This window comes from Flavobacterium sp. 140616W15, assembly GCF_003668995.1.
Classification (GTDB): domain Bacteria; phylum Bacteroidota; class Bacteroidia; order Flavobacteriales; family Flavobacteriaceae; genus Flavobacterium.
This window is the reverse complement of sequence record NZ_CP033068.1, coordinates 54,699-80,454: the sequence shown is the minus strand read 5'-3', so window position 1 is coordinate 80,454 and position 25,756 is coordinate 54,699. Positions and strand designations below refer to the sequence as shown.

The window sequence follows — 25,756 nt, the reverse complement described above, 5'->3', positions numbered from 1 at the left end:
AGAAACCTGAAGCTTTTGTTTTTTTTGAGATATAATTATTTCAAATCTTATCATCTAGACAAAAAACTCAAATCTAAAAGTATTACTTGCTTTCATTCTCTAGTCTTATAAATTCCTTTTTGGCCATTAACTCTGCCTGCTCAAAAAAACCAACACAAATCTCTTTGAGAAAGTTATTATATTCTGTAGCGTTCCTTAGTACTTCTTTATACTTCACCCTTTCTGAATTAAAAGACAGGAATTGAAATATTAAATTCTCTTCATTATCTGCATAAGTAAAAGGGAGCTCAATTTCTTGTATATATTTCAACAAATAAAATAAAGTACTCATTGAAAACCTACCTGTATGATATCCTAAAAACAAATGAATATGTGCAATTGCAATTTGCTTCATCGCTTTATGCAAAAATTCATTTTCCATAGTTGTCGCATCATCACTAAGACAATCTTTTCCAAGACTAAGAAATTGTTGCGCCAGTACCATTTTACTATCATAAAATTTTTTAACAAAATCAATCTCCCTTTCTAATTCAAAAGTTTTAGAATAAATAAGAAATAAAGGATTATTATATATCAAAAGTCCATTTGATATAATTGCATTAAAAAAATATTTCTGATTATGATTTTTCTTGCGTAAATAATTAACACTATGATTAAGAATAGTCACTTTGTACTTATCTCCAAACTTTTCTTGTATCAGAGTTTCCAATAGTGTTACACCATTTTCGATATGTTCTAAATTAAGTACCAGTAAATAAAAATGATAACTAGGGAGTTGCTTGCTATAATTTGCACTTCTGTCTCCATTATCCCCATGAATTGTAGTGTATCCAAAACAATATATTGCTCTTACTTTCTTAAAGGATCCTGTAATTACATCACTTATTCCGGAGAGTGCATCCTCCATAATGTAATTAGACTGAATCTTAATATTAAAAATAGATCTTCCTAAAAAGTCCTGATTATTTAACGCTCTTACTTTTTGCTTACACGTTTTTATATATTCATAAAAGAGCCTGTTAATCTCTCTATGCATTAATTCGATTTTGTTTTTTGTTGCATCTATCAGTGTAAGATCTATAGCTACCATATCAAGATTTTGCTGTACACTATTATATGCAGTATTTAGCATAATTAAGATTTCTTTATCTTCCTGAATATCTTTATTTAATATGGCTTTAAAAGTGGGTGCAAAATCAATAATATAATCGTAGTGTACTAATAAACAGGTCGAGCTAATAAACTCTGGCATAAGAAACTCTGAAGCACATATAAAGATATAACGCAACGTTTGATGCATTGCAAAGGCTGTATCTATACTCTTATTACTCCTTCTATAAATCGACACATTACGAAATATCACCACTGCTGATTCAATATCTAACTCAAATCGTCTTTTGGCTTTTTTAGTTATATGTTTTGAAATAGCTAACCTTGGATAGAATACTTTTGAATCTGGCTCAAAATAAACCAATTCCTTATAAGTACAATGCTGAATAAAAAATAGTTTTCCTTTTCTAAATCCGTAATCGGCCCATTTAGAATTAATGAATTTAAAAACAAAATCGGGATATAACTTAATAATCTTAAATGCAGTTTCCCCCAATACATCTCCGTCCTGACTGCAATTCTCTTTGAGTATAAATGTTACTATAACTGCATCATTATTGCCTTTATATGACACATAAACTGCTCCTGCTTCAATAAACTGAAGCAAGTCTGAAATTGCTTTTACTAATTGTTCATAATGGGGGGTACTTTTTGCTATTTTAATCGGATATTCCATAATTCATTTTTACATGTTAAAACAACTCATTTTCTAATGTCTACCTAATATTATTTTTTTGATCTTCTAAATACTGCGAAACTTAAAAGTTTGTCAATCCTTTTTGTCAATCAAAGTATTAATGTCCCTGCTTCTTAATCATATTTGTACTTTTTTTTTGTACGTTTGTTATTTACCTAATACTTTTCTTATAATATTACAAATATATAGAGTATATCCTACATATCACAACTAATTGAGTAAATAATCTACAAAAAAAATAAAATGATAACCGATAGAATACTACAACTTATTAAATACAAACGAATTAGCAGAAGAAAATTTTATATCGAAACTGGGCTTTCTAATGGTTTTTTAGATAAGGTAAAAGACATTGGCGTATCAAAAATAGAGCATATACTCAATGCTTATCCTGAAGTTAGCATGGAATGGCTTTTAACTGGTAATGGGGATATGATATTAAAATCTCATAAGTTTGGAGACCGATCCAATATAAAAAATGGTTCCGTTCACGAACCCGGTACTAATTCTTACAATCCTGAAAATAAAGAGGCTATTCAAAACCAACAAGTTCCTTTATATAACATACAAGCTCCTGCAGGAATTGCTTCTATATTTCAAGATGCAAATCAAGACCCAATAGACTTTATATCAATACCTTATTTACCTAAATGTGATGGCGCTATTCATGTAAATGGTGACAGCATGTACCCCCTTTTAAAGAGCGGAGATATTATTATGTATAAAAGAATGAAAAATGTTATTCAGAACATCTTTTGGGGCGAAATGTATTTGGTTTATCTAATAACCGATGATCTTGAAGAATTAGTTATGATTAAATGGATACAGAAATCTGATAAAGGGGATGATTGGATAAAATTAGTAAGCGAAAATACGCAACACCAACCTAAAGAAGTTCTTTTTACAAATATTAAAGAACTAGCCCTGGTTAAAGCATCTATTAGAATAAATGCTACGCATTAAATTAAAGTCACATAACTATACATTTAAGAGTTAATCTCTTTCCTTCACAGTACGCCCTAGAACAAGAAAGCTTCAGAGAAATCTGAAGCTTTCTTGTTTCATACCATTCCTATATAAAACTAAATTAAAATAAATCATATATTAGCTAAACACTATAAGAACCAAACTGTTAAAACCAAAAATAATGAATTTACCTCCCTACTCTAGTTTTCCAAATATTACTGACGTTACAATTTCGTTGCGACAAATCATTCCCACAGACATTAAAGACATTATCGAAATTTCATATTATGATGCCGTTCAAGCAACAACAGCGGAACAAGCAGCAGAAATGCAGGCTAAAATTAACAAAGACTACAGCGATGGTAACTCAATTCATTGGGGCATTGTAGAAAATAGTACAAATAAAATTGTCGGAACTTGTGGTTATTATCGCGGTCTTGACAGTGGAGCTGGCGAACTCGGCTGTGTTTTGTTACCTGCATACCGAGGTCAAGGCTATATGTCTTTAGCAATGACTTTGGCCATAGAATTCGGTATCAGCCAAATTGGTTTAAACCGCATATGGGCCGAAACATCTCAAGATAATAGGAATGCGATAAAACTTTTGGAGCGTCTTAACTTTATCAAAATTGCCGATTTAGCGGATAATCATATCGAATACGAATTAAAGCAAAACGCATAAATACATAAGGCATAACTTATTAATTTACAGCTATATATTATAAATTTAAATAAATTATATATTAGTTAAAGAATTAACAAAACCTTTTTTAGCCCCCAAAACCTATGTCTAAAAAAACTATAATCTTACTCGGATTTATCCTTTTAAAATTCATCTTACAATATTCACTTATAAGTCCTGAATATGATTTGCAACGTGACGAATACCTGCATCTCGATCAGGCGCATCACTTGGCTTGGGGCTATTTATCAGTACCACCTGCTACCTCCTGGATTTCTTATATCATACTATTATTAGGGAATTCTGTTTTCTGGGTTAAATTCTTCCCTGCCCTTTTTGGCGTTTTGACACTCTTAATTGTTTGGAAAACTATCGAAAAACTCAACGGAAATTTGTACGCTTTGATTCTTGGTGCAACTTGTATTCTATTTTCGTCATTGTTACGAATAAACATACTTTATCAACCCAACTCATTAGATGTATTATGCTGGACTACTTTTTATTATATCTTAATTCAATACATCAATACCGAAAAAACAAAATGGCTCTTTATAGGAGCAATCGTATTTGCCCTTGGCTTCCTTAACAAATACAATATACTTTTCCTGCTTATAGGTTTGCTTCCCGCTCTTTTATTGTCTAAACAAAGGCGAATGCTAACAGAAAAAAAACTTTACATCGCCTTGGCTATAGGATTAGTACTGATACTACCCAATCTTTTATGGCAATACAATAACCATTTCCCAGTTATTCACCATATGAAAGAACTAGCCGAGACACAATTAGTAAATATGGATCGTTTTGACTTTTTAAAAAAGCAATTGCTTTATTTCATAGGCTCCTTCTTTGTGCTTCTTTCATCTTTATATGCACTATTGTTTTATAAACCTTTTAAAAAATATAGATTCTTTTTTGCTTCTATAATTTTCACACTACTTGTTTTCTTATACTTCAAAGCCAAAGCTTATTACGCCATAGGCCTATATCCTATTTATATCGCTTTTGGTAGTGTATATCTTTCTGAAATTATAAAATCAGGCTGGAAACGTTATCTGCAACCAGTATTCATCGCTATTCCGCTATTATTTTTTGTCCCTATGTACAATTTATCATTCCCGAATAAAAGTCCCGAATATATAATAAAACACCCTGAGGACTATAAAAAACTAGGCATGCTCAGATGGGAAGATGGAAAAGACCATCATTTACCACAAGATTATGCCGACATGTTGGGATGGAAAGAACTCGCCAGTAAAACTGATTCGGCTTATGCAACCATTGCTAATCCCGAAAAAACGTTGATTCTTTGTGATAATTATGGTCAGGCAGGTGCTATAAATTATTATACAAAAAAAGGAATTAAAGCGGTTTCTTTTAATGCGGATTATATAAATTGGTTTAAGCTTGACATACAATATACCAACTTAATACGCGTGAAAGAATACCATGAAAAAGACAATGAACTTGCAGAAACTAGCCCCTATTTTAATACATCTAAAATAGCTGGTTCTATCACTAACAAAAATGCCAGAGAGTACAAAACAACTATTTTTGTATTTACTGATGCAAAAACTGATATTAATAAACGAATTATTGAAGAAATTAAAGAATCTAAAAAATTCTGAAATGGGAGTGCTGAGGTTTTGAGTCTCTGAATTGTAAAGGGTTAATCAAAGCCAAAAAGGTTTAGTTTGAGCATACAAAACCAAAATGATTATAATTATGAATGATAGCAAGAATACAATCTTAAAAACTAAAGAATAAATGATTAACAGCATCCAATTAATAATAACCAAACTGATTTCTAAACCAAAAAATATTTTTATTTTAGATAGTATTGGTGCATTTCTAACTACTTTCTTATTGGGATTTATCTTGATACGATTTCAAAATGCTTTTGGCATGCCGCAAAAAACTCTTTACTTTTTATCTGCTTTAGCATTGGCTTTCGCACTATATTCTTTATGCTGTTATTACTTTATTTCTAGCAAATGGAATAACTTTCTTAGCGTAATTGTAGTCGCTAATATCCTATATTGTTGCCTCACAACTGGGCTTATATTCTATCACTTTCAAACGCTAACAATATTGGGATTAACTTATTTTGTCCTTGAAATAATTATTATAGTCTGTTTGATATTTATTGAAATAAAAGGGTTAAAGTCCCAAAGAAACAAAGTTTAGTTTGATCATAAAAACACAAAACTGCTTCTTAATGCTTTCATCCTAAGCATAGTAAAAGAACCGCAAGTAGCTCAACACAGTTTGAGGAGCTATTCGTGGGATTCTTCGACTCCGCTCAGAATGACAATATCATGTTCAAACTAAAACTTTAAACCTTTACCTCTAAAAGCCTTAGCGCCTTCCTCATGCCATAAACAGCATATTCTTATTATAGTTATAGAGTACTAAATCATATGGTACTATATTTGGTAAAACTTTTTCTGAAGTGGCATCAAACTTAATATTATTTGCTTTTCGGAATAAGTAAATATCTTTTAAACAATTTGATAAACTCTGGTGAATCATTGATGAAGTTATTGGTAATTTATTATCTCCTACCAATAAATCAATTTGATAATTAGAACTAGATTTTGAAAGATTATTACCTATTATTCTTATTTCGAATGTTGTAGGTTTTCCGTTATGTTCTCCCTGATATTGTACTCTCATAGTTTATCAATTTAAATTAAGTATAATTTCATTTATAAGGCTTCCCTAGCCTTTTGAAATATAAATTTACTAATAAAAATCTTTTACATTCATAATTAATTCTGAAATTTTAAAAAGCATAACTACAGTTAGTTCATTACTGCTTTATTTAAAACTCCCTTAATACCTAATTATCAATACTTCACAAAAAACACATATTAAACACATATTAAACACAAAAAACTTAATTATTTAAGATGATTTCAATCGATGTAATTAGTATTTAATATTTTATTAAATTTGAACAACTAACCTTAAAACCTAATTTTATGGAAATGAATATCTTAGCATTTTTTGCTTCAGCACTAACCACTCTTGTTACTGGTTTTATCTGGTATAATCCTAAAGTCTTTGGAACAATCTGGATGAGAGAAGCCAGAATAACTCCAGATGATCTTAAAAAAGGAAGCATGCTGAAAATTTTCGGATTGACTTATATATTTTCCTTAATGATAACGATAATTGTTTCGGCATTAACAATTCATCAATCCGGAGCAATAGGAATGGTTGGAGGTCCTCCGATGCTAGAAAGTGCTAAACCCTCTTTTGCAGCTTTTATGGCCGATTATGGAACTGCTTATCGCACTTTTAAACACGGTTCGCTTCATGGGTTTCTAACTGGAGTCTTTTTTGCTTTTCCAATGCTTGCTATTAACGGTTTATTTGAAAGAAAATCTTGGAAATATATTTTCGTTCATGCTGGATACTGGATTCTTACCTTAACCATAATGGGTGGAATTATTTGCGCTTGGGCATAAAATAGAAATATAAAAATCCGTTTGAAAGATAAAAATCAAACGGATTTCTTTTTTAAGTATACTGTAGCTAAATAAGCTATAAATTATAATATTCTGTTATTATTAAGTAAATTTGAAAAATATAGTACCCATACCTTGAATGCATCTTATTCCTTCCAGATTTACAACAACATTGCGTCACTTCCTATATCATGGAATGATTTAGCTAACCATAATATTTTTTTATCCAAAGAATATTTAGAGGTATTAGAAAAATCTGCCCCAACTAATATGTCGTGCCATTATATCGGACTTTTTAAAGAATCTGAATTAGTTGGTATTACTCTCACGCAGTTTTTAGATTCTAATAAATTAGAATCGTTTGGAGAACGTGATCAATGTGTAAAAACTACAGTTCGTAATTTTGCTTTTAAAAAATTTGCTTCGCATGTTTTATTTGTTGGAAATAATATGCTTACTGGACAAAATGCATTTTCTTTTTCTGAGAAAATAAGCCAGCCAAAAGCAATTAAATTAATACACAAAGCTATTAATGCATTAAAAAAAGATTTTAAATCCAAAGGAAAGAAGATTCATATTACAACTATTAAAGATTTTTCGGCAAAAGAAATTGAGATCCTCTCTACCGAATTTAAAAAAGGATACACATTTTCTATTCAGCCAAACATGATTTTTAAGATCAATGAAAACTGGAAAACTGAAACCGATTATATTGATGCTTTGTCTAAAAAATATCGTGACCAATACAAACGTACTCGTAAAAAAGCCTTGGGAATCGAGAAAAAGAAAATGGATCTAAATGACATCATAGCTTTTGAAGATACTATCTATGACTTGTATTACCATGTTGCCAAAAATGCTCCATTCAACACCTTTTTCTTAGCAAAAAATCACTTCAGAGTTTTTAAAGAAACATTACAAGACAAGTTTCTTTTTTACGGCTATTTTATCGACGGAAAATTAATTGGTTTCAACACCTTAATCATGAATGGAACCCTCATGGATACTTATTTTTTAGGTTACGACGAAAGCATCCAACGCGAAAAAATGCTGTACTTAAACATGCTTTACGATATGATCGCATTTTCTATAAACAAAGATTTTAAAGAAATTATTTTCGCCAGAACTGCTCTGGAAATAAAAAGTTCTGTGGGCGCAAAACCTGTTAAAATGTACGGACTTATCACACACAGCAACGCTTTAATCAATCATAATATTGCCAAACTTTTTAATTACCTAGAACCAAAAAGTGATTGGAAGGAACGAAATCCGTTTAAATAAATATATTTCTTCTTTAATAAAATGACAAACCCTATCTAAAATTCTTAAGGAATGGCAATTTTCATTTGCTTATGCAAAATATGAATATCTAACTCCGTTTGTGCTCCACAATACTCTCCATCAATCTGAAAACTTACTGGATAATTTGTTTTCATGACTGCTTTATCTGTCGAAATAATAACAATATCATCTGAGTCAATAGGCATGTTTCCTGTGATTATTTTCCCAAGAATTATCAAATCTAAATTTTTTAAAACTACCAATTCAAATTTACCATCATTCACAGTTCCTTTTGGATTAATTACAACCCCTGTTCCATATTTTTGAGAATTAGCAATTACAACCATCCTTGCTTCATGTTCTACCGTTTGGTTATTTGCTGTAATGGCTACAACAAACGGATCTCCTGATTCTTTTATAGTCGTATAAGCTTGTGATGCATAACCCCAAAATCCTCTTATATTACTTTCTTCATAGTTCTTAATCAAATCGGCATTCAGTCCAATATCACTTAAATGAATACTTTTTTTACCATTAATAGAAATCATATCCATTTCGATATAATTACTATGAAAAGCTATACTTAAATTCTCTTCAAGTGTTTTTGGCAAATTTAAATCAACAGACAAACCATTGGCTGATCCTGCAGGCAATATTCCAATAACAACATCATATTGCTCCATTGCTTCGGCAACCATCTTTACAGTACCATCTCCGCCTGCAACAATAACCCGATTAGGCAAGTGCTCTTTATAGAGCGCTTGTATTTTAGTAACATCATTCTTTCCTGTCGTTTCATAAACTTTTAAATTAATATGACAGGTTACTGCATAGGATTTTACTGTTTCGATAAGCTCAGACTTATCCAAATCACCCGAAATAGGGTTTACAACAAATAAGATATTTCGTTTCAAAATTTTATCTTTATATTTATTCAAAAGTAATTTACACTAGTTATTCCAAAAGTACACAATTAATGAAACCTATTTTAAAATTATATCGCGGATATGCTAATGATCAGGAACTAATTGTGATGGGACACATTTTTAAACCATCAACGGCTAATGATTATGATTTTCAAAAGAAAAATTTCAAAAATGCTACTTCGGTTCTTAAACTTTTTCAAATAAAAACGATTCCCAACTACGATGTTTATTTAAAACATGGTGATAGACAAATCCACACAAAAACCCTTGATGATGGTTTTTTTAAATTTTGTATCCCTCTAAAACAAGAAACTGGTTTTGGATGGATGGACTATGAAGTTAGTATTACTCATAAAAGTGAAACAATAACTTCTTCGGCATCTTTCATTAGACCTCATGAAGGAAATTTAGGAATTATATCAGATATTGATGATACTTTCCTGATTTCGCACACAAAGAACTTTTTTAGAAAATTATACATTCTACTCTTTAGAAACGTAAATGATCGCAAAATATTTGATGATGTCGTACCCCATTATCAAGCACTAAGTTCTGCTGGAAGAAACAATAAAAATGAAAAAAATGCTTTTTTCTATATTTCAAGCAGCGAATGGAATTTATATCGATTTATTATTCAGTTTACAAAAATCCATGATTTACCAAGGGCTGTAATATTATTAAAAGATATTAAAACTGGAATGTCTGACTTTTTTATGAGTGGTAGAGGAAATCATGACCATAAGTTTGAAAAAATAAAGCATGTTTTGGAGTTTTATCCAAATCTTAAATATGTTCTACTAGGCGATGACTCTCAACATGATCCAATATTATATGAAAGAATTTGCAAAATATTTCCTGTAACAGTAAAAGCAGTTTATATAAGGCAAACTGGCAAGTATAAAAAAGAAGCAACCGAAACTATTCTGAAAAATTTAGAAAACCTGGAAGTTTCTGTTTGTTATTTCAAGCATAGCAGCGAGGCTATTGAACATTCTAAAAGGATTGGTATTATAATGTGATCTGTGAAATGCGGGCTGTAAAATGTGCTAGATGCAAGATGAAAAGCAAAAAACCAAGACTAACTCTTTGACTGAGATTGCCCTTCGTCTCCGCTCAGTATGACATTTGACTGAGACTAAATACTGAATACTAAAAAATAGCCCAGATAGAGCAAAAAGCCCGGAATAAAAAAATCTGCATTTCCTGTTTTAAAAAAGCGACTTTAGAAGCTCTTTTTATAACATTAGAAATGCAGATTTTTTATGAGGACTTGTAGCGAAAGCTGGATTAGCTCCTAACTATTGAATTATAGATTATCTATTTCTTCCTGAACTACTTCCCATTCTGAAAGTAATTTATCTAATTCGGCTTTCTTTTTATTGTAAGCCATAAAGAATGAAGCATCTTCGATATGCTTGTCATAATTTGAAGCTAACATTTTATCGTCATGCTGAATGTCTTTTTCTAATTGCTTGATTTGACTTTCTACTTTACTCAAGCGATTCTGCAATGCTTTATTTTTCTTTTGATCTTCGTATGAAGCTTTATTACTTTCTTTAGGAGCTCCCGCTTTTGTAGCATCTTTTTTCTCAACTTCACGCATATTTTCTAAATTACGCTGTTCTAAGAAATAATTGATGTCTCCTAAATATTCTTTTATCTTTTGATCCTTGAATTCATATACTAAATTAGACATTCCCTGAAGAAAATCTCTATCGTGAGAAACTAGTAACAATGTTCCTCCAAATTTTTGAAGTGCTGCTTTCAGTACATTCTTAGATTTAATGTCCAAGTGATTCGTAGGCTCATCCATTAGCAAAACATTTATAGGCTGTAACAACAACTTACATAATGCTAAACGGTTTCTTTCTCCTCCCGAAAGAACTTTTACCTTTTTCTCTACATCATCTCCACGAAACAAAAATGACCCTAACATGTCACGAACCTTAGATCGGTTGGTATCCATTGCAGCATCTTCCATTGTTTGTAACAATGTAATTTCACCATCTAGATATTCTGCTTGATTTTGTGCAAAATAACCCAACTGAACATTATGTCCTAATTTTATACTTCCCTGATATTCAAATTCATCAACAATCGCTTTAATAAAAGTTGATTTTCCTTGTCCATTCTGTCCCACAAAAGCAATTTTGCTTCCACGTTCTACCAACAGATTGATATCTTTAAGTATAACTTTATCTCCATAAGCTTTTGTAACATGATCAGCTTCGACTACTACTCTACCAGGTTCTTTAGAAACTGGGAAGGAAATATTCATTACCGAATTATCATCTTCGTCAACCTCGATACGTTCTACTTTATCTAATTTTTTGATAAGCGATTGCGCCATAGATGCTTTTGAAGCTTTGGCACGGAATTTCTCAATTAGCTTCTCTGTTTCTTCAATTTTCTTAGCTTGATTTTTTTGTGTAGCCAATTGTTTTTCACGAATTTCATGACGTAACAATAAGTATTCTGAATATGGCTTATTAAAATCGTATGCCTTACCTAATGAAATTTCGATTGTTCTGTTGGTTACATTATCCAAGAACATTTTATCGTGGGAAACAATTACCACAACACCAGGATAATTACGTAAAAAACTTTCTAACCAAATGATACTCTCAATATCCAAGTGATTCGTAGGCTCATCCAGCAACAAAATATCATTAGACTGTAATAATAATTTTGCCAACTCGATACGCATTCTCCATCCTCCCGAAAAAGTTTCGGTTTGGTTATTAAAAACTTCTCTTTTAAAACCTAAACCTATAAGGATTTTCTCAGTGTCTCCTACATAATTATATCCACCTAATAAATCAAAACGGTGTGTATAATCAGATAAATCTTCGATAATCTGACTGTATTCTTCACTTTCATAATCGGTTCTGGTTACCAATTGATGATTGATTTGCTCTAATTTTTTCTCTACAACTTTTATATCTGTAAAAGCTTCGTAGGCCTCTTCGAGTACTGTTCTTCCTTGTTCGAAATCAATATCCTGACGCAGGAATCCCATTCTTACTTCTTTCTCTGTTGCAATCTGACCAGAATCTGGTTTAAAATCTCCTGCAAGAATTTTTAACATTGTTGATTTTCCAGCACCATTTTTCCCAACAAGACCTACTCGATCTCCAGCACCTAAACGAAAAGTAACTTCCTCAAATAAATAAGACCCCCCAAACGAAACAGATAAATTATGTATATTAAGCATTTATTATTGTTATTTTTAACTAATTGATTGTGTAAATTGATAGCTTCAAATTAATGAAAATCAATTTTTGTAGACATTGAAATACTTTTCTCTAAGTAATTAAACATTTATTGAGCTTACAAAAACTTTATTTATGTGCTTAACTAACCTCTAATCCGTATTTTTAATTCTTGATTTTCTAAAATATAAAGCAATAAATATTGCATTTTGCTTATGATTTTAAAAATGCAAAGGTAGTGAAAAGGAATGTATTATACTATAAAGTTAAAAAACCTAATTACAGCGTACTAAAAGCATCTTTTTTACATCTTTTTGGTTATTAAGAATAGGAAAATTGTGAATGTGGCAATCAATGATTATCTTTGAATTAAAATCATATCTTATTATTTAAAATAATTACTCTGTCTTAACTCAAAATAACAGGTAGCTATTTTACATTTCACAAAAACCTACTCAAAATGTTCAAAAAGGGATCTAAACTAAATAGTATTTTAAAAGGAACTTGTCCTAAGTGCCAAAACGAAAGTATGTACGAAGACAAGAATCCATTCCATTTAAGTAAGGTTCTAAAAATGAATGAATCTTGCAGTCATTGTGGATTTGTGTACCAAATTGAACCTTCGTTTTTTTATGGAGCAATGTATGTAAGCTACGGACTAAATGTTGCTTTAGGAATTGCTGCCTTTATTATATCTTATGTTTTATTTAATTCAAGTATTGAAACTTCTTTTATAGCAATTGTAATAACTCTAGTTTTATTATTTCCTTTTGTATTAAGATGGTCGAGAAACATATACATCAATATGTTTGTTTCTTACGACCCTAACAACAATATAAAATAAATTACTTTTTATTCTTTTTATAAAATCGCTGGATATTTATCTCACTATCCAGAGGGATGTCATTTTCAATATTTTCAAATAAAGCTTTTGCCATTGCTGGTCCGAGCATGACCCCTCGTGTTCCTAATCCGTTAAGAACATGAAGTGACTTATGAGTATGATGTGTCCCTACCAATGGTCTTCTATCTTTTACTGTAGGACGAACCCCAGCAAAATGTTCAACTATTTCAAAATCACAAGTGATAATTTCACGGATACGCTCTAGAAGCTCTTGTTTAGCCTCCTCAGTAGGCAAATCGGTTTTATCCTTCCAATTGTAAGTAGCCCCTACTTTAAACAAATCATCTCCTAAAGGCAGGATAAACACACTTGTATTCACAATCACATCTATATTTAAACCAACTGCTTTTATAATAAATAATTCTCCTTTTGTTCCATCTAAAGGCAAATCATTAAAAAACGGGTTCTTATATAACCCAAACCCCTCTGCAAAAATCACATGACGTGCTTGGATATTTTTATATTGAATACCTGAATCTAAAAACTCTATTTGATCATAATCAAACGATTCTTGTAGCAACAAATTATTAGCTAGTAAATATTCTCTATACTTTTCTAACAATAAAGCGGTATCAACATAACCAGTGTGTAAAACTTCTCCATAATCGTATGGGGAATCTATGCTATTGTATTTTTTAGAAACTAACTTAGTAGACAAAAAAGGAGCTAAGTTCTTTTTATCAGAAGCACTAAACCAATTGTTCTGTTCTTCAATCGAGAAAAATTTTCTCAAAATCGGAAGCTGATAGTTGAATTTTGTGGCTAGCTTAGCTTCAATTTCTCCATAAAACGAATCCATTAAAACTAACTGCGCTTGTGCTTGCCACACTTCACTAAATCTTTTTAAAATTACTGGATTATATAATCCGCCAGCAATTTTTGATGAGTTTTGTGATTTATCATCTACCACCAATATAGATTTATTGTGCGTCAACGCTTTTTCTGAAAAAGAAATCCCAGCCAAACCTGAGCCAATAATTAAATAGTCAATCATGAAAAAATAAATTAAACTGTTACAGCCATCAAACTTAAATAAAAAAAAACTCTTACCATTAATGGTAAGAGTTTATATTAAAGAAGTAAATTATTTTATTAGTAATTCCACATATCTGATTCGAAATTTCTAATTTTTTCTTTCACTCTCTCAGATTCTAATAATTGATTCTGAGCATTATCCTTCATGTATTCATCGATAGCTCTATCTCCATAAACATTTTCTTCTTTATAGATTGTGCTGTTAAAACGTCTAGAGTTCAAGATTTGATCAAAAGAAATTGGCATTGCAGAGTTTTTGTCATTAAAAGCTTTAGCTTCATGCAAAACATTTCTAGCATCTGGGAAGAATACCCAGAACAATTCTATATAATCCTTCTCTTCACTATTAATAGTGTAAACATCTGGAGTTACAGGACAAATCCCTAATAGACGATACTTTAATTCACTTTGACGTTTATCAAAATACCAATACCCTTTAATTTTATATTCTGTAACATCTTGAGCTGTTAAATCAGTTTTCAAGATATACTCAGAAGATATAGTTTTAGATGCAGGAACGTCTACTGTTTCAGTTGTAGTTACTTTGTTTTTCCCTTTACCTGTAGTCTTCTTTTTTTGGATCGTTTGCGCAACATATGCACCTGGATCTTGATTCAATTGCTCTCTACCTGCATCAGTTGTATCAATGCGTGATAAAGAAGCCTGAATATCTTTCATAGACTTTTTGGTATTGAAATAACTATCAGTATAAACTTCAGTAATTTTACCATTTTTAATTGCTTTTGTCAAGACATCGTACATAGAACGTCTGTCTGAACCAATATTGGCAGTGTCAATAGGAAAATACAATGAGAAGTTGATTTTTTCATTCAAATCAATGATTTCCCAAACAGTTTTCCCCATCAAAACATCTCTATCGTGTACATAACCATAAGCTAATGGTTTGTCATTGTCTGAAATAAGTTGAGCTGGTGTTTTTAAACCAATTTCTGCTGGTGTTTTTGCATTAAGCAAATTCGACTGTGCAAATGTGGTAAAACTCCCTGCAACAGAGACAATAGCTATTAAAAAATTTCTTACATTCATCATGGTATCTATCAGTATAAGATATTGAAGTAGTTTACTTTATAGAACTACTTATTATTGTATTTCAAAAATTACTGGAGAAGTTCTAGGCAATAAATAACTTCCTGCTCCAACAAGTTTAGTTTTAATCTCAGAAATAGTGACTTGGTCACCTCTACCTGCTTTTGAAAGAACTGATTTACATTGTGCATTTAATTTATTACCAGAAACTACAACTGTAGGTTGTCCAGTAACTTTTAAATTAAATCCAACAACATCTAATCCAACTTCAAAATCAAAATCAACTAATTTAGCTCCAATTGTAGCTACTTCAAGGTTTGATTTAGGTCCTTTTACGATACCCATTTCTCCTCTAATAGTTCCACTTGGCCCAGGGATACCTTTAATTCTGAAAGTTTTCTTATCAGAAACTGTAGTACCATTTGGCAATGTACCTGTAACAGAAATTGTAGTTTCTGTACCTGTACCTGGACTCATATTATATTTTCCTGGCTTACCTGCTGAAGACAATCCTGGAGCACTTGCTACAACTTTATTATCAGCAACTCCTGCGAATGAAACTGAGATAGGGTTAACAACACCTCTATAAACTACATTCATTTTATCTGCAGAAATAGTAGCCGAATTTGGTTTTGGTACTACAACATATTTACCTTCAAATTTAAGCGGAATAGTTTTTCCGTCTTCTAAGAATGTAAATTGTCCGTTAATACTTTGTTCTCCAATTCCACCAGCAGTCATCGAGATAACAGCTTGTCCGTTAACAATTTTACCTGGTCCTGAGAATGAAGTAGGTTTTGTGTTTTCGTCATAACGACCTAAAACTACTTTACCTGTAACAGTTTCTCCTTGGAAATATGCGTTTTTATCAAGAACTACAATTGCTTTATAATTACTATAAGAAGCTGCTGCTACTGCCGCTTTTCCTAAAGCTGAACTATAAACATCTGATTCTGCTTTTTTAACATCACTTTGCCAAGCTGATAATTTTGCAACTGAAGCTACAGCTGGAAAACCTTTAAAATGGTAAGCTAAAAACTTATCTTTTAAACCTTCTTTGTTTTTAACGTCAGAAGTATTAAATTTATTATCAATCTCAGCTACAATTGCACTATACTTTTTATCGCCCAATACAGCTTTCATATCAGCTTTGTACTTATCGATTTTAGCAACGATTTCGTTACCTTTTGCAGTATAACCTTCACCTGTAAACCAGTTGTCGATATTATCACCTTTGTCCATAGACTCATAAGGTAATTTTCCAGTCTCTTTGTCTTTTTCGAATCCTTTTAAAACATCTCCTTTTAAAGTTTCGATATAGCTATAAAAATCTTTTGATATTGCTTCTACTTTGTGAGCTGTTTGAGCAGCTGTTTCAAATTCTCCTTTAGCCTCAGCAGCTTTCTGATCTAACGAAGACAATAATTGCTCATTTGTCATTTTAGCTGACTCATTTGCACTTTCAAATTTTTCATTCATTAAGCCAAAAGCAGACAAAACTTCTTTTGACATATTCATTGCTAACATTGCGATAAAAACCAGATACATCAGGTTTATCATCTTCTGTCTAGGGGTTAATTTTCCTCCTGCCATATTTTCTAAATAATTAGTTTTTTATTAATAATAATTGTCTTTAACTAATTATCCTTTATTATTCATAGCTGAAAGCATACCACCATATACATTGTTTAAAGAAGCAATATTTGCAGTCATTGATTGCATTTGTTCTTTTAATTTAGTTGCATTTTCAGCAATCTCTTTATTAGCTTCTGCATTTCTAGAAGCACTTTCTAATTGAACTTTGTATAAACTATTTAATGATTCCATTTGTGCAGCGGCAGTAGATAACTCTTCGCTGTATTTTTTAGTAGAAGCGATTGAATCAACAGTTGGAGCAATACCTTTAGCAGCAGACTCAAAGTTTTTAATACTATTACCTAAGCTTGACATTAACTCTCCATCAATTTTAGCTTCTTTAAGCATAACGTCTAATTTTTGAGAAAGTAAACCTTGCGCATCTGAAGTTTTTTCAGCTTTTGCAACTTTTGCTTTTGCCTGTCCGTTAGCCAATTCTGGGTATACTAATGTCCAGTCTAATTCTTCGTCAACTGGTTCAAAAGCAGATAAAGCAAAGATTAATGCTTCTGTTACTAATCCGATTGAAAGCATCAAGGTTCCTGTTAACGGTCCAATTTCAAAGTGAGTAATTTTGAATAAAGCTCCAATGATTACTACTGCTGCTCCCATACCGTAAGCGAAATTCATCGCTTTTTTACTTAATAATGCCATAATTCTGTTTGTTTTGTTTTAGGTTTTAAAATAAGGATTTGGTTATTGAATTTAATTTTCTTTCTTTTTAATATTTTGATTATTTCTTGTTTCCAGTTGATTGTGTTCCCATATAATCTTGAACAGTTCTAAAACCGATAAAACTTCTTGCAGAATCTGCATATTCAAAATCTCTAGTACTTACTTGTAAGAAATAAGCAACATCTTTCCACGAACCTCCACGTACTACCTTACGCTTATTAGAGCCATCTTGCACATTAGGATTCATTGTAGACACATATTCGTAAGCATTTGGACTATATGAAGAATCTGTCCACTCAGCAACGTTACCAGCCATATTATACAAATTATAACCATTAGGGTCATATGATTTTGCTTCTACAGTATACAAAGCATTATCTGCTGCATAATCTCCTCTATTTGGTTTAAAGTTTGCCATAAAACAACCTCTATCGTTTCTAATATAAGGACCTCCCCATGGATAAGTTCCTGACTCTAGACCTCCTCTAGCAGCATACTCCCATTCTGCCTCTGTAGGCAATCTGAAAGAGTTTACTAAATCATGTCCTTTCTTTTTAGCTTTTATGTAAGTGTTTTTATTTAAAGTTCTCCAAGCACAGAACGCTTTTGCCTGAGTCCATTTTACTCCTACTACTGGATAATCTCCATACGCTTTATGCCAGAAATAATCATTGTGCATTGGCTCATTATACGAGTATGTAAAGTCTTTAATCCAAACTGTTGTATCAGGATAAACCTTAACTTCTTCTGTCTTAACAAATTCTTTTCTTTTTCCTACTTTAGCTTTAGCTGCAGCTTGAATATCCATCCAAGAATATCTGAATTTTAATTTATTAACATCTATAGTTCTTAATCCATTGTAAGACTCTTCAACAGGGATATACATAGAATCCATCACCTCAGCGTAATACTCATCTGGATAGGCTTGTGTTCCTTTTGCTAACTTAACTTTTCTGTTTAATTTTCTTCCTGCATAAGGATCATCAGCAGTACCGATACTGTAGTAATTATCATACATGTACTTATCGTAAGCAGTCATTTTTTCAGGATCAGAATCATTAAAAGCATAATCACCTATGCTCCCACTTTTTTTACCTTTAGCATCAGCTCCACCACCAGGTTTTTGACCCATTTCATCAGCCATAATTGCCAAACGAACTCTCATTGTAGAATCCTTAACCCATTCTACAAATTGACGGTATTCACTATTTGTTATCTCTGTTTCATCCATATAAAAAGAACGAACTGTAACTGTTTTTGTTGGTGCATCCTCTACTTGTGCCAAGTCATCATCTGACTTACCCATGATAAAAGACCCTCCTGGAATCAAAGTCATTCCGTAAGGTTTTTCTGGATACCATTTCCCGCCTTTAACACCTACTAATTCTCCTTTGTCACTTGACCTACCACAACTAACTATTAGTGTTAAAAATGCCGCAAATGCAATAAACTTCTTCATATATATTTGGATTATCTATTCATTATTATAAGTCCGTAAACCTATTTATTATTTTTCTAAAAAACAATAGCTTTTTGTGTAATTTCTTTCACGGTCCAAAATTAAAGTTAAAAAAAATAAAAAAAAAATATTTAGTCGATAAACTGCCACAAAATACCGCTTAAAAACGTTAAATTTTAATATCTATAAGTATAACCTTATTAATGAAAACAAAATCAATCATTTTAAAACCCCCCTCAATCATTAACATCTTATTACGAAAACGATTACACCGTGTTTTTCCTCTGTGCCTTCCACCATCTTTCAGGTAATTCCTGATTACACGCTATCAAATATTCATCGTAAGAACAAGATAACAACGTATTTCTCTTCAATTTATTATTCCCATTTGAAATAAAAGGTATCTCTATCCACCAACGATCTGTTTTGTCACTTTTATAAAAAACTAATTCTTCTTCTTCTAACGGAACTATATATTTTAGATAGTTTTTTCGACTACCATAAGGATACTCATTTGAACGGTAATGATACCCTTCAATAAAATACCAAACTATTTGCGCCATTAAAGGAGCTTCTTGCAATGTACTATTCTGATTAAACAAACCAAAAGCAGACACTTTATCACTAATTCCAGCATACCTTGCCAACGAACAAATCTCTTTACCATCAAAACCATTAGGCTCAAAAGCAATAGTATTTCCTGAATCAGCAGATTTAACTGAATTCAAATCAAAACTGACTAAATCAGCATCTCTAAAAACTGGCTCAGCAAGCGCAATTTTATTTGAAATCTCTCCTAAACGATATGCATCAAAAAATAATTTTTCGATTAAATCTATTTCTTCTTGAGAATTATAATAGGTCTGATACCCTATATTACAATAATTAAATAAGTTATTAGGAGCATCTACTATAATTTTAGTCAAATATGAAGTTGCTGAAGAATCTTCACTCTCTTTCCCAAAATCAAATTTATTATCGACCGCAACTAAATTAACCATCTGCTCTAAATCATCGTAAGCACGATACAAAGCATAAGTCAAATCTTGAGAACCACCTATTACTATAGGCACTATTCTATTTTTTATTAAAGCGGCTGTTATTTTTTTTAAAAGATAGTAAGTATCATCTACTGAATCCCCTTGTACAACATCTCCTAAATCAGCGATAGACATATCCCAATTTCCAGGAAACATACCATATAGTTTTTTACGAAATGGATTTAGATTTACATCATTAATCGCAGTTGTATCTCCACGATTATCCAAAACTCCTATTATAGCAATATTAATTTTAGTTATATCAGGAAATTGTTCTTTAGTATGTAAAACTATCTTACTTCCCAATTCTTGAGAAGACAATGTATCAACGTAGTTTAGAATTTCTTCGTTAACTGGTTGTAGAAAATCAAATTCCATTTTTTATTTCTTTTTTACTACTGTTTTTTTCGCAACAGCTTTTTTGGTTGCTGGCGCTTTTTTAGCAGCTGTCTTTTTAACTGGGGTTTTCTTCGCAATCATTTCTTGAACTTCGGCCAATGTTAATTTTGTAGCATCAACATCTTTACTTAGTTCAATTTTAATTTTACCTTTTGTGATAACTGAACGCCCCCAACGTGCTTTTTCAACCAAGATTCCTTCTTCTTCCCAGTTATGAAGTACTTTATCAATATTTTTCTGAAGCTTATCTTCAATTAATGCCTCTATATCCGATTGTGACAAATTATCAAAATCGTATTTCTTACTTACATTAATAAACAATCCATTCCATTTAATGAACGGACCAAAACGCCCTACTCCTTTTTGTACACCTTCGCCTTTATAAACAGCGATAGGCGCATCAGCAAGTGCTTTTTCATCTATTAATTCTTGAGCTCTAGTAATTGTCACATCCAAAGGATCTTCTCCTTTTGGCAACGAAATAAACACGCTTCCATGACGAACATAGGGTCCGTAACGTCCATTACTTACTTCAACTTCTTCTCCTTTATATTCACCTAATTTTTTAGGCAATAAAAACAAATTTAAAGCTTCCTCTAAAGTTATATTCCCAATATTTTGGTCTGCCATTAAACTAGCAAACTTTTTATCTTCATCATCCGGCTCACCAATTTGCACCATTGGACCAAATTTCCCTAAACGAACCGACACTGGCCTTCCTGAAACCGGATCTTTACCTAATATTCTTTCTCCACTTTCTCTTTCAGCATTTGCCTCAACATCTTTTACATTTGGATGAAATTTATCGTAAAACTCCTGCATCATTTGTGCCCAATCAATATTTCCTTCAGCAATTTCATCAAAATCTTGCTCTACTTTTGCCGTAAAGTTATAATCTAATATCGTCCCAAAATTCTTAACCAAGAAATCAGTAACAATTGTTCCGATATCAGTCGGAACCAACTTCCCTTTATCCGAACCTGTATTTTCTTTAAGTAACTTCTCTCCTACCTTGTTAGATTGTAACGTAAGTTGTGTATAATTACGTTCTTGCCCATCAAGATTACCTTTCTCAACATAATTTCTATTAATGATTGTAGAAATTGTTGGCGCATAAGTAGAAGGACGTCCAATACCAAGTTCCTCTAATTTCTTAACCAAAGATGCTTCTGTATAACGCGCTGGTGGTCTTGAATATCTTTCTGTTGCCGTGATGTAGTTATTTATTAATTTCTCATTCACTTTCATTGCAGGCAACATTCCTTCTTGCTCCTCTTCATCATCGTCATGACCTTCAAGATACACCTTTAAGAATCCTTCAAAAAGTAAAACTTCACCAGATGCAGTAAATATTTCGCTATGATTATTAGCTTCAATTTTCACATTGGTTCTTTCCAATTGCGCATCACTCATTTGTGAAGCCAATGTTCTTTTCCAAATCAAATCATACAAACGCGCTTGATCTCTGTCGATATTTACCGTATGACGTGACATATCAGTAGGTCGAATCGCCTCATGCGCTTCCTGAGCTCCTTTGCTTTTATTTGTAAAGGTTCTCGGTTTTGAGAATTCTTTCCCGTATGATTTGATAATTTCTGCCTGAGCAGCATCCATTGCATCTTTAGAAAGATTAACACTATCGGTTCTCATATAAGTAATAAGTCCCGCTTCGTATAAACGTTGTGCTAACTGCATTGTGATTCCAACTGGCAAATACAATTTTCTCGCTGCCTCTTGTTGCAAGGTAGAAGTTGTAAACGGTGCTGTTGGTGATTTTTTAGTAGGTTTCGTTTCTAAGTCTGAAACCTTATACGAAGAACCTATATTTTTATTTAAAAAATCTTCGGCTTCTTTTTTTGTATTAAAATTTTTAGGCAATTTAGCCTTGAATGTTTTACCACTTTCATTAGTAAATTCTGCAACAACAGAATATGTTGCAACAGCTTTAAAATTCTGAATCTCACGTTCTCTTTCAACAATTAAACGCACAGAAACTGATTGCACACGTCCTGCTGATAAACCTCCTTTTATTTTTCTCCACAAAACTGGAGATAATTCATAACCAACTAATCTATCTAATACACGACGTGCCTGTTGTGCATTAACTAAGTTATAATCTATCTCTCTTGGATTTTCAATTGCTTTTAAGATTGCAGTTTTAGTAATCTCATGAAAAACAATTCGTTTGGTTTTCTTTCTATCTAACTTCAATTCCTCAGCAAGATGCCATGAAATAGCCTCACCCTCACGATCCTCATCACTCGCCAACCAAACCATTTCGGCATTCTTAGATAATGTTTTTAGCTTGCTCACCAAAGCTTTTTTATCCGGAGAAACTTCATATTTAGGTTTAAAACCATTCTCTACATCTACACCGATTTCTTTTGAAGGCAAGTCGGCAATATGCCCATAACTTGACTCTACTTGAAAATCACTTCCTAAAAATTTCTCTATCGTTTTTGCCTTTGCAGGTGACTCAACTATCACTAAATTCTTTGCCATTACTCTATTTTTCTGGAACAAAAGTATCTATTTTTTTTAAATATTGCACTTTACTAAATTTTAAAAATATTTTATACCACTTATAAGTATACAAACACAAATGTAAAATAATATAATTTTCCTACAATATAAAATTCAAATATACCCACCCATTTATCTTATAAAATGACCGAATTTATATACAACCCCTCCAAACTAAAGTTTACTAGCGATAACCACGTCTATTCCAATTTCTTCCAATTTTATTTTCGACTCTGGATCGATACCTTCATCAGTAATCAACACATCTATTTTATTTAAATTACAAATTTTACCAAAACCTCTAATATTCATTTTCGTAGAATCCGCTAATACTATAACCTTTTCAGCTACTTCGATCATAGCTTGATTTAAATGTGCTTCTAAAGCATTAGATGTGCTAAGTCCGAATTCTAAATGAACTCCGTCTGTACCCAGAAATAATTTATTACATGAAAATTGACTCAAAGTCGCTTCAGCAATTGGACCAACCGCAGAAGTAGAACTATTTCGAATATCTCCACCTAATTGTATCGTATCAATATTAATTTCTTTACTAAGCTCTAAAGACACTTTTAATGAAGGAGTAAGTACTGTTAGTTTTTGGAATCCTGTAATTATTCGAGACAAATAATGAATATTCGAACCTGACCCCAATATAATGTAATCATGTTCACTAATATATTTTAAGGCTTCTTTAGCTATTTGCTTTTTTTGCTCGACCTGTAACGTTTCCTTATCACTAACATCTCTTTCAAAAGCATAAATTGGCTTTTTGCTCGCACCTCCATGTGTACGATGCAGTAACTTTTCATTTTCTAAAAAATTCAGGTCCTTTCGTATAGTTACGGTTGAAACATTAAACAATTCACATAAATCAACCACATTTACATATCCTTTTTGATCTAATTCTTTAAGTATATCCTCTTGTCTTCTGTTGATAATGGTCATAATGTCGCTTTAATATTAAGATTCTTCATGGCGAAAGATACAAAAATTAAATAATAAAATAAATTTCACTTTATTTTATTTAGTTTCGTTTAATTTCATTAAGTTTGTTATTCGAAAGCATTTTAAAGAAATACGAAACAAATAAAACTGAACAATGAAACGAATAGAACAATTAGCAAAACTAAAACAAACCTCCGAATGGGATGTAATCATTATTGGAGGAGGTGCTAGCGGACTAGGGACAGCTCTTGATGCCGCAAGCAGAGGATACAAAACTGTTTTAATTGAAGCAGTAGATTTTGCCAAAGGAACTTCTAGCAGAAGTACTAAATTAGTTCATGGAGGTGTTCGTTATCTAGAGCAAGGTGATATTTCTCTAGTAACAGAAGCTTTAAAAGAAAGAGGACTAATGGCTCAAAATGCAGGTCACCTAGTTAAAAATCAATCTTTCGTTATACCTAATTATAATTGGTGGGGAGGCTACTTCTACACTATAGGCCTTACAATTTACGACTTGTTAGCAGGAAGACTAAGTTTAGGGCGATCTAAATATATTTCAAAGAAAAAAACTATTGAATTACTTCCTACTGTAGAACCAAAAGGTCTAGTAAGCGGAGTTGTTTACCAAGATGGTCAATTTGATGATTCTCGTCTAGCTATAAACATTGCACAAACTGCAGTAGAAAATGGCGCTTGTCTTTTAAACTACGCCAAAGTTATTGGCTTATTAAAAAATGACAAAAACCAAGTTACAGGTGTTGAGATAATAGATCATGAATCTGGAGAAAAACACGAAATAAAAGGTAAAGCTGTCATAAATGCAACTGGAGTTTTCACTAATGCAATAATGAAGCTAAACGACACTGTGTACAAAAAATATATTGTTCCGAGCCAAGGAATTCATCTTGTATTCGACAAATCATTTTTACCTAGCGACCAAGCATTAATGATTCCTAAAACAAGTGACGGAAGAGTGTTATTTGCTGTGCCATGGCATAATAAAGTAGTAGTTGGAACAACTGATACTTTAATTAAAAAACATAGCTTAGAGCCAATTGCATTAGAAACAGAAATTGAATTCGTATTAGAAACTGCACAAAGATTCTTAGTAAAAAAACCTACTCGCGCTGATGTTTTATCTGTTTTTGCTGGGTTAAGACCTTTGGCTGCACCAGAAAAAGAAGGAAAAAGCACCAAAGAAGTTTCTAGAAGTCACAAAATCATTGTTTCTGAAACTGGATTAATAACCATTACTGGAGGAAAATGGACTACCTACAGAAAAATTGCAGAAGACATTATAGACAAAGCAATTACTGTACATCATTTACCAAAATTAAAATGTAAAACTGAGCATATTGCAATTCACGGAAACAAACAAACCGATGCAAAAGCTAGAGAAAATCATTTATATATATACGGAACTGATATTCCTAAAATATTAGAATTACAAGAAAAAGAGCCTGAATTAAAAGAAAAGCTACATCCAGATTACGAATATACGATGGCAGAAGTAGCTTGGGCAATTCGTTATGAAATGGCTAGAACCATTGATGACGTATTGGCTAGAAGGGTTCGTTTGTTATTTTTAGATGCACGAGCTGCAATTGCTTCATGCGAAAAAGTAGCTCATTTATTAGCTAAAGAACTAGGCCACGACGAGACATGGGCTCAAAGACAAATATCAGAATTTAAACATCTTGCAAACGGATTTATTTTGTCAGATTTTCAAGAAAAACACCATTAAAAA

At 32.0% G+C, this 25,756-nt stretch carries 20 protein-coding genes; 8 read left to right on the top strand and 12 right to left on the bottom strand.

The annotated features are described in order from the left end of the window. Positions 1-82: 82 nt before the first annotated feature. Entirely contained in the window at positions 83-1,786 is a 1,704-nt protein-coding gene (locus EAG11_RS00390; protein WP_129537375.1) for a hypothetical protein, read from the bottom strand. A gap of 264 nt (positions 1,787-2,050) precedes the next feature. On the opposite strand from EAG11_RS00390, the gene EAG11_RS00385 reads away from it, so the two are divergent. The 3 genes from EAG11_RS00385 (at position 2,051) to EAG11_RS00375 (ending at position 5,080) form a co-directional block, all read left to right on the top strand. Further along, positions 2,051-2,770, top strand: a complete 720-nt coding sequence (locus EAG11_RS00385; protein ID WP_129537374.1) for a S24 family peptidase — start codon at positions 2,051-2,053, stop codon at positions 2,768-2,770. A 184-nt stretch (positions 2,771-2,954) separates the two neighbouring features. Next, a complete protein-coding gene (locus tag EAG11_RS00380; protein WP_129537373.1) occupies positions 2,955-3,455 on the top strand; it encodes a GNAT family N-acetyltransferase in 501 nt (166 codons plus the stop codon). 104 nt (positions 3,456-3,559) lie between these two features. Further along, positions 3,560-5,080, top strand: a complete 1,521-nt coding sequence (locus EAG11_RS00375; protein ID WP_129537372.1) for a glycosyltransferase family 39 protein — start codon at positions 3,560-3,562, stop codon at positions 5,078-5,080. Between the two features lie 742 nt (positions 5,081-5,822). Here the strand turns inward: EAG11_RS00375 and EAG11_RS00370 are convergent. Beyond that, positions 5,823-6,128, bottom strand: coding sequence for a hypothetical protein (locus tag EAG11_RS00370; protein ID WP_129537371.1), 306 nt, complete (start codon positions 6,126-6,128; stop codon positions 5,823-5,825). Positions 6,129-6,436: 308 nt separating this feature from the next. On the opposite strand from EAG11_RS00370, the gene EAG11_RS00365 reads away from it, so the two are divergent. Both EAG11_RS00365 and EAG11_RS00360 read left to right on the top strand, forming a co-directional pair. After that, positions 6,437-6,925: a DUF1761 domain-containing protein gene (locus tag EAG11_RS00365; RefSeq protein ID WP_129537370.1), complete on the top strand. Its 489-nt coding sequence runs from the start codon at positions 6,437-6,439 to the stop codon at positions 6,923-6,925. 135 nt (positions 6,926-7,060) lie between these two features. After that, positions 7,061-8,206 carry a peptidogalycan biosysnthesis protein gene (locus EAG11_RS00360; RefSeq protein WP_129537369.1) on the top strand — a complete coding sequence of 382 codons (1,146 nt, stop codon included), beginning with the start codon at positions 7,061-7,063 and terminating at the stop codon, positions 8,204-8,206. 44 nt (positions 8,207-8,250) lie between these two features. On the opposite strand, the gene EAG11_RS00355 is transcribed toward EAG11_RS00360, so the two are convergent. Further along, positions 8,251-9,120, bottom strand: coding sequence for a diacylglycerol kinase family protein (locus tag EAG11_RS00355; RefSeq protein WP_129537368.1), 870 nt, complete (start codon positions 9,118-9,120; stop codon positions 8,251-8,253). A gap of 62 nt (positions 9,121-9,182) precedes the next feature. Between EAG11_RS00355 and EAG11_RS00350 the strand changes: the two genes are divergently transcribed. Beyond that, the gene (locus tag EAG11_RS00350; RefSeq protein WP_129537367.1) at positions 9,183-10,151 is read left to right on the top strand and encodes an App1 family protein; all 969 of its coding nucleotides are present in this window, start codon (positions 9,183-9,185) and stop codon (positions 10,149-10,151) included. Between the two features lie 287 nt (positions 10,152-10,438). Here the strand turns inward: EAG11_RS00350 and EAG11_RS00345 are convergent, their stop codons facing one another. Next, complete coding sequence (locus EAG11_RS00345) at positions 10,439-12,346, bottom strand: ATP-binding cassette domain-containing protein (protein WP_129537366.1); 1,908 nt, start codon at positions 12,344-12,346, stop codon at positions 10,439-10,441. Between the two features lie 458 nt (positions 12,347-12,804). Between EAG11_RS00345 and EAG11_RS00340 the strand changes: the two genes are divergently transcribed. Then, positions 12,805-13,188, top strand: coding sequence for a DUF983 domain-containing protein (locus EAG11_RS00340; protein ID WP_129537365.1), 384 nt, complete (start codon positions 12,805-12,807; stop codon positions 13,186-13,188). A gap of 1 nt (position 13,189) precedes the next feature. Here EAG11_RS00340 and EAG11_RS00335 read toward each other — a convergent pair whose 3' ends face one another. The 8 genes from EAG11_RS00335 to EAG11_RS00300 form a co-directional block, all read right to left on the bottom strand. Continuing rightward, positions 13,190-14,242, bottom strand: a complete 1,053-nt coding sequence (locus EAG11_RS00335) for an FAD-binding oxidoreductase (protein WP_129537364.1) — start codon at positions 14,240-14,242, stop codon at positions 13,190-13,192. 98 nt (positions 14,243-14,340) lie between these two features. Next, entirely contained in the window at positions 14,341-15,330 is a 990-nt protein-coding gene (gene gldN, locus EAG11_RS00330; RefSeq protein ID WP_129541001.1) for a gliding motility protein GldN, read from the bottom strand. A 54-nt stretch (positions 15,331-15,384) separates the two neighbouring features. Continuing rightward, a complete protein-coding gene (gene gldM / locus EAG11_RS00325; protein WP_129537363.1) occupies positions 15,385-16,923 on the bottom strand; it encodes a gliding motility protein GldM in 1,539 nt (512 codons plus the stop codon). A gap of 48 nt (positions 16,924-16,971) precedes the next feature. After that, positions 16,972-17,619, bottom strand: coding sequence for a gliding motility protein GldL (gene gldL, locus EAG11_RS00320; protein WP_129537362.1), 648 nt, complete (start codon positions 17,617-17,619; stop codon positions 16,972-16,974). A gap of 79 nt (positions 17,620-17,698) precedes the next feature. Continuing rightward, positions 17,699-19,099, bottom strand: coding sequence for a gliding motility lipoprotein GldK (gene gldK / locus EAG11_RS00315; protein WP_129537361.1), 1,401 nt, complete (start codon positions 19,097-19,099; stop codon positions 17,699-17,701). A 266-nt stretch (positions 19,100-19,365) separates the two neighbouring features. After that, complete coding sequence (locus EAG11_RS00310) at positions 19,366-20,517, bottom strand: formimidoylglutamase (RefSeq protein ID WP_129537360.1); 1,152 nt, start codon at positions 20,515-20,517, stop codon at positions 19,366-19,368. A gap of 3 nt (positions 20,518-20,520) precedes the next feature. Beyond that, the gene (gene topA / locus EAG11_RS00305) at positions 20,521-23,040 is read right to left on the bottom strand and encodes a type I DNA topoisomerase (RefSeq protein ID WP_129537359.1); all 2,520 of its coding nucleotides are present in this window, start codon (positions 23,038-23,040) and stop codon (positions 20,521-20,523) included. A gap of 195 nt (positions 23,041-23,235) precedes the next feature. After that, positions 23,236-24,009: a DeoR/GlpR family DNA-binding transcription regulator gene (locus EAG11_RS00300; protein ID WP_129537358.1), complete on the bottom strand. Its 774-nt coding sequence runs from the start codon at positions 24,007-24,009 to the stop codon at positions 23,236-23,238. A gap of 154 nt (positions 24,010-24,163) precedes the next feature. Here EAG11_RS00300 and EAG11_RS00295 point away from each other — a divergent pair, with 154 nt between their 5' ends. Continuing rightward, on the top strand, positions 24,164-25,753 hold the full coding sequence (locus EAG11_RS00295; protein ID WP_129537357.1) for a glycerol-3-phosphate dehydrogenase/oxidase: 1,590 nt from the start codon (positions 24,164-24,166) through the stop codon (positions 25,751-25,753). The last annotated feature ends 3 nt before the right edge of the window (positions 25,754-25,756 follow it).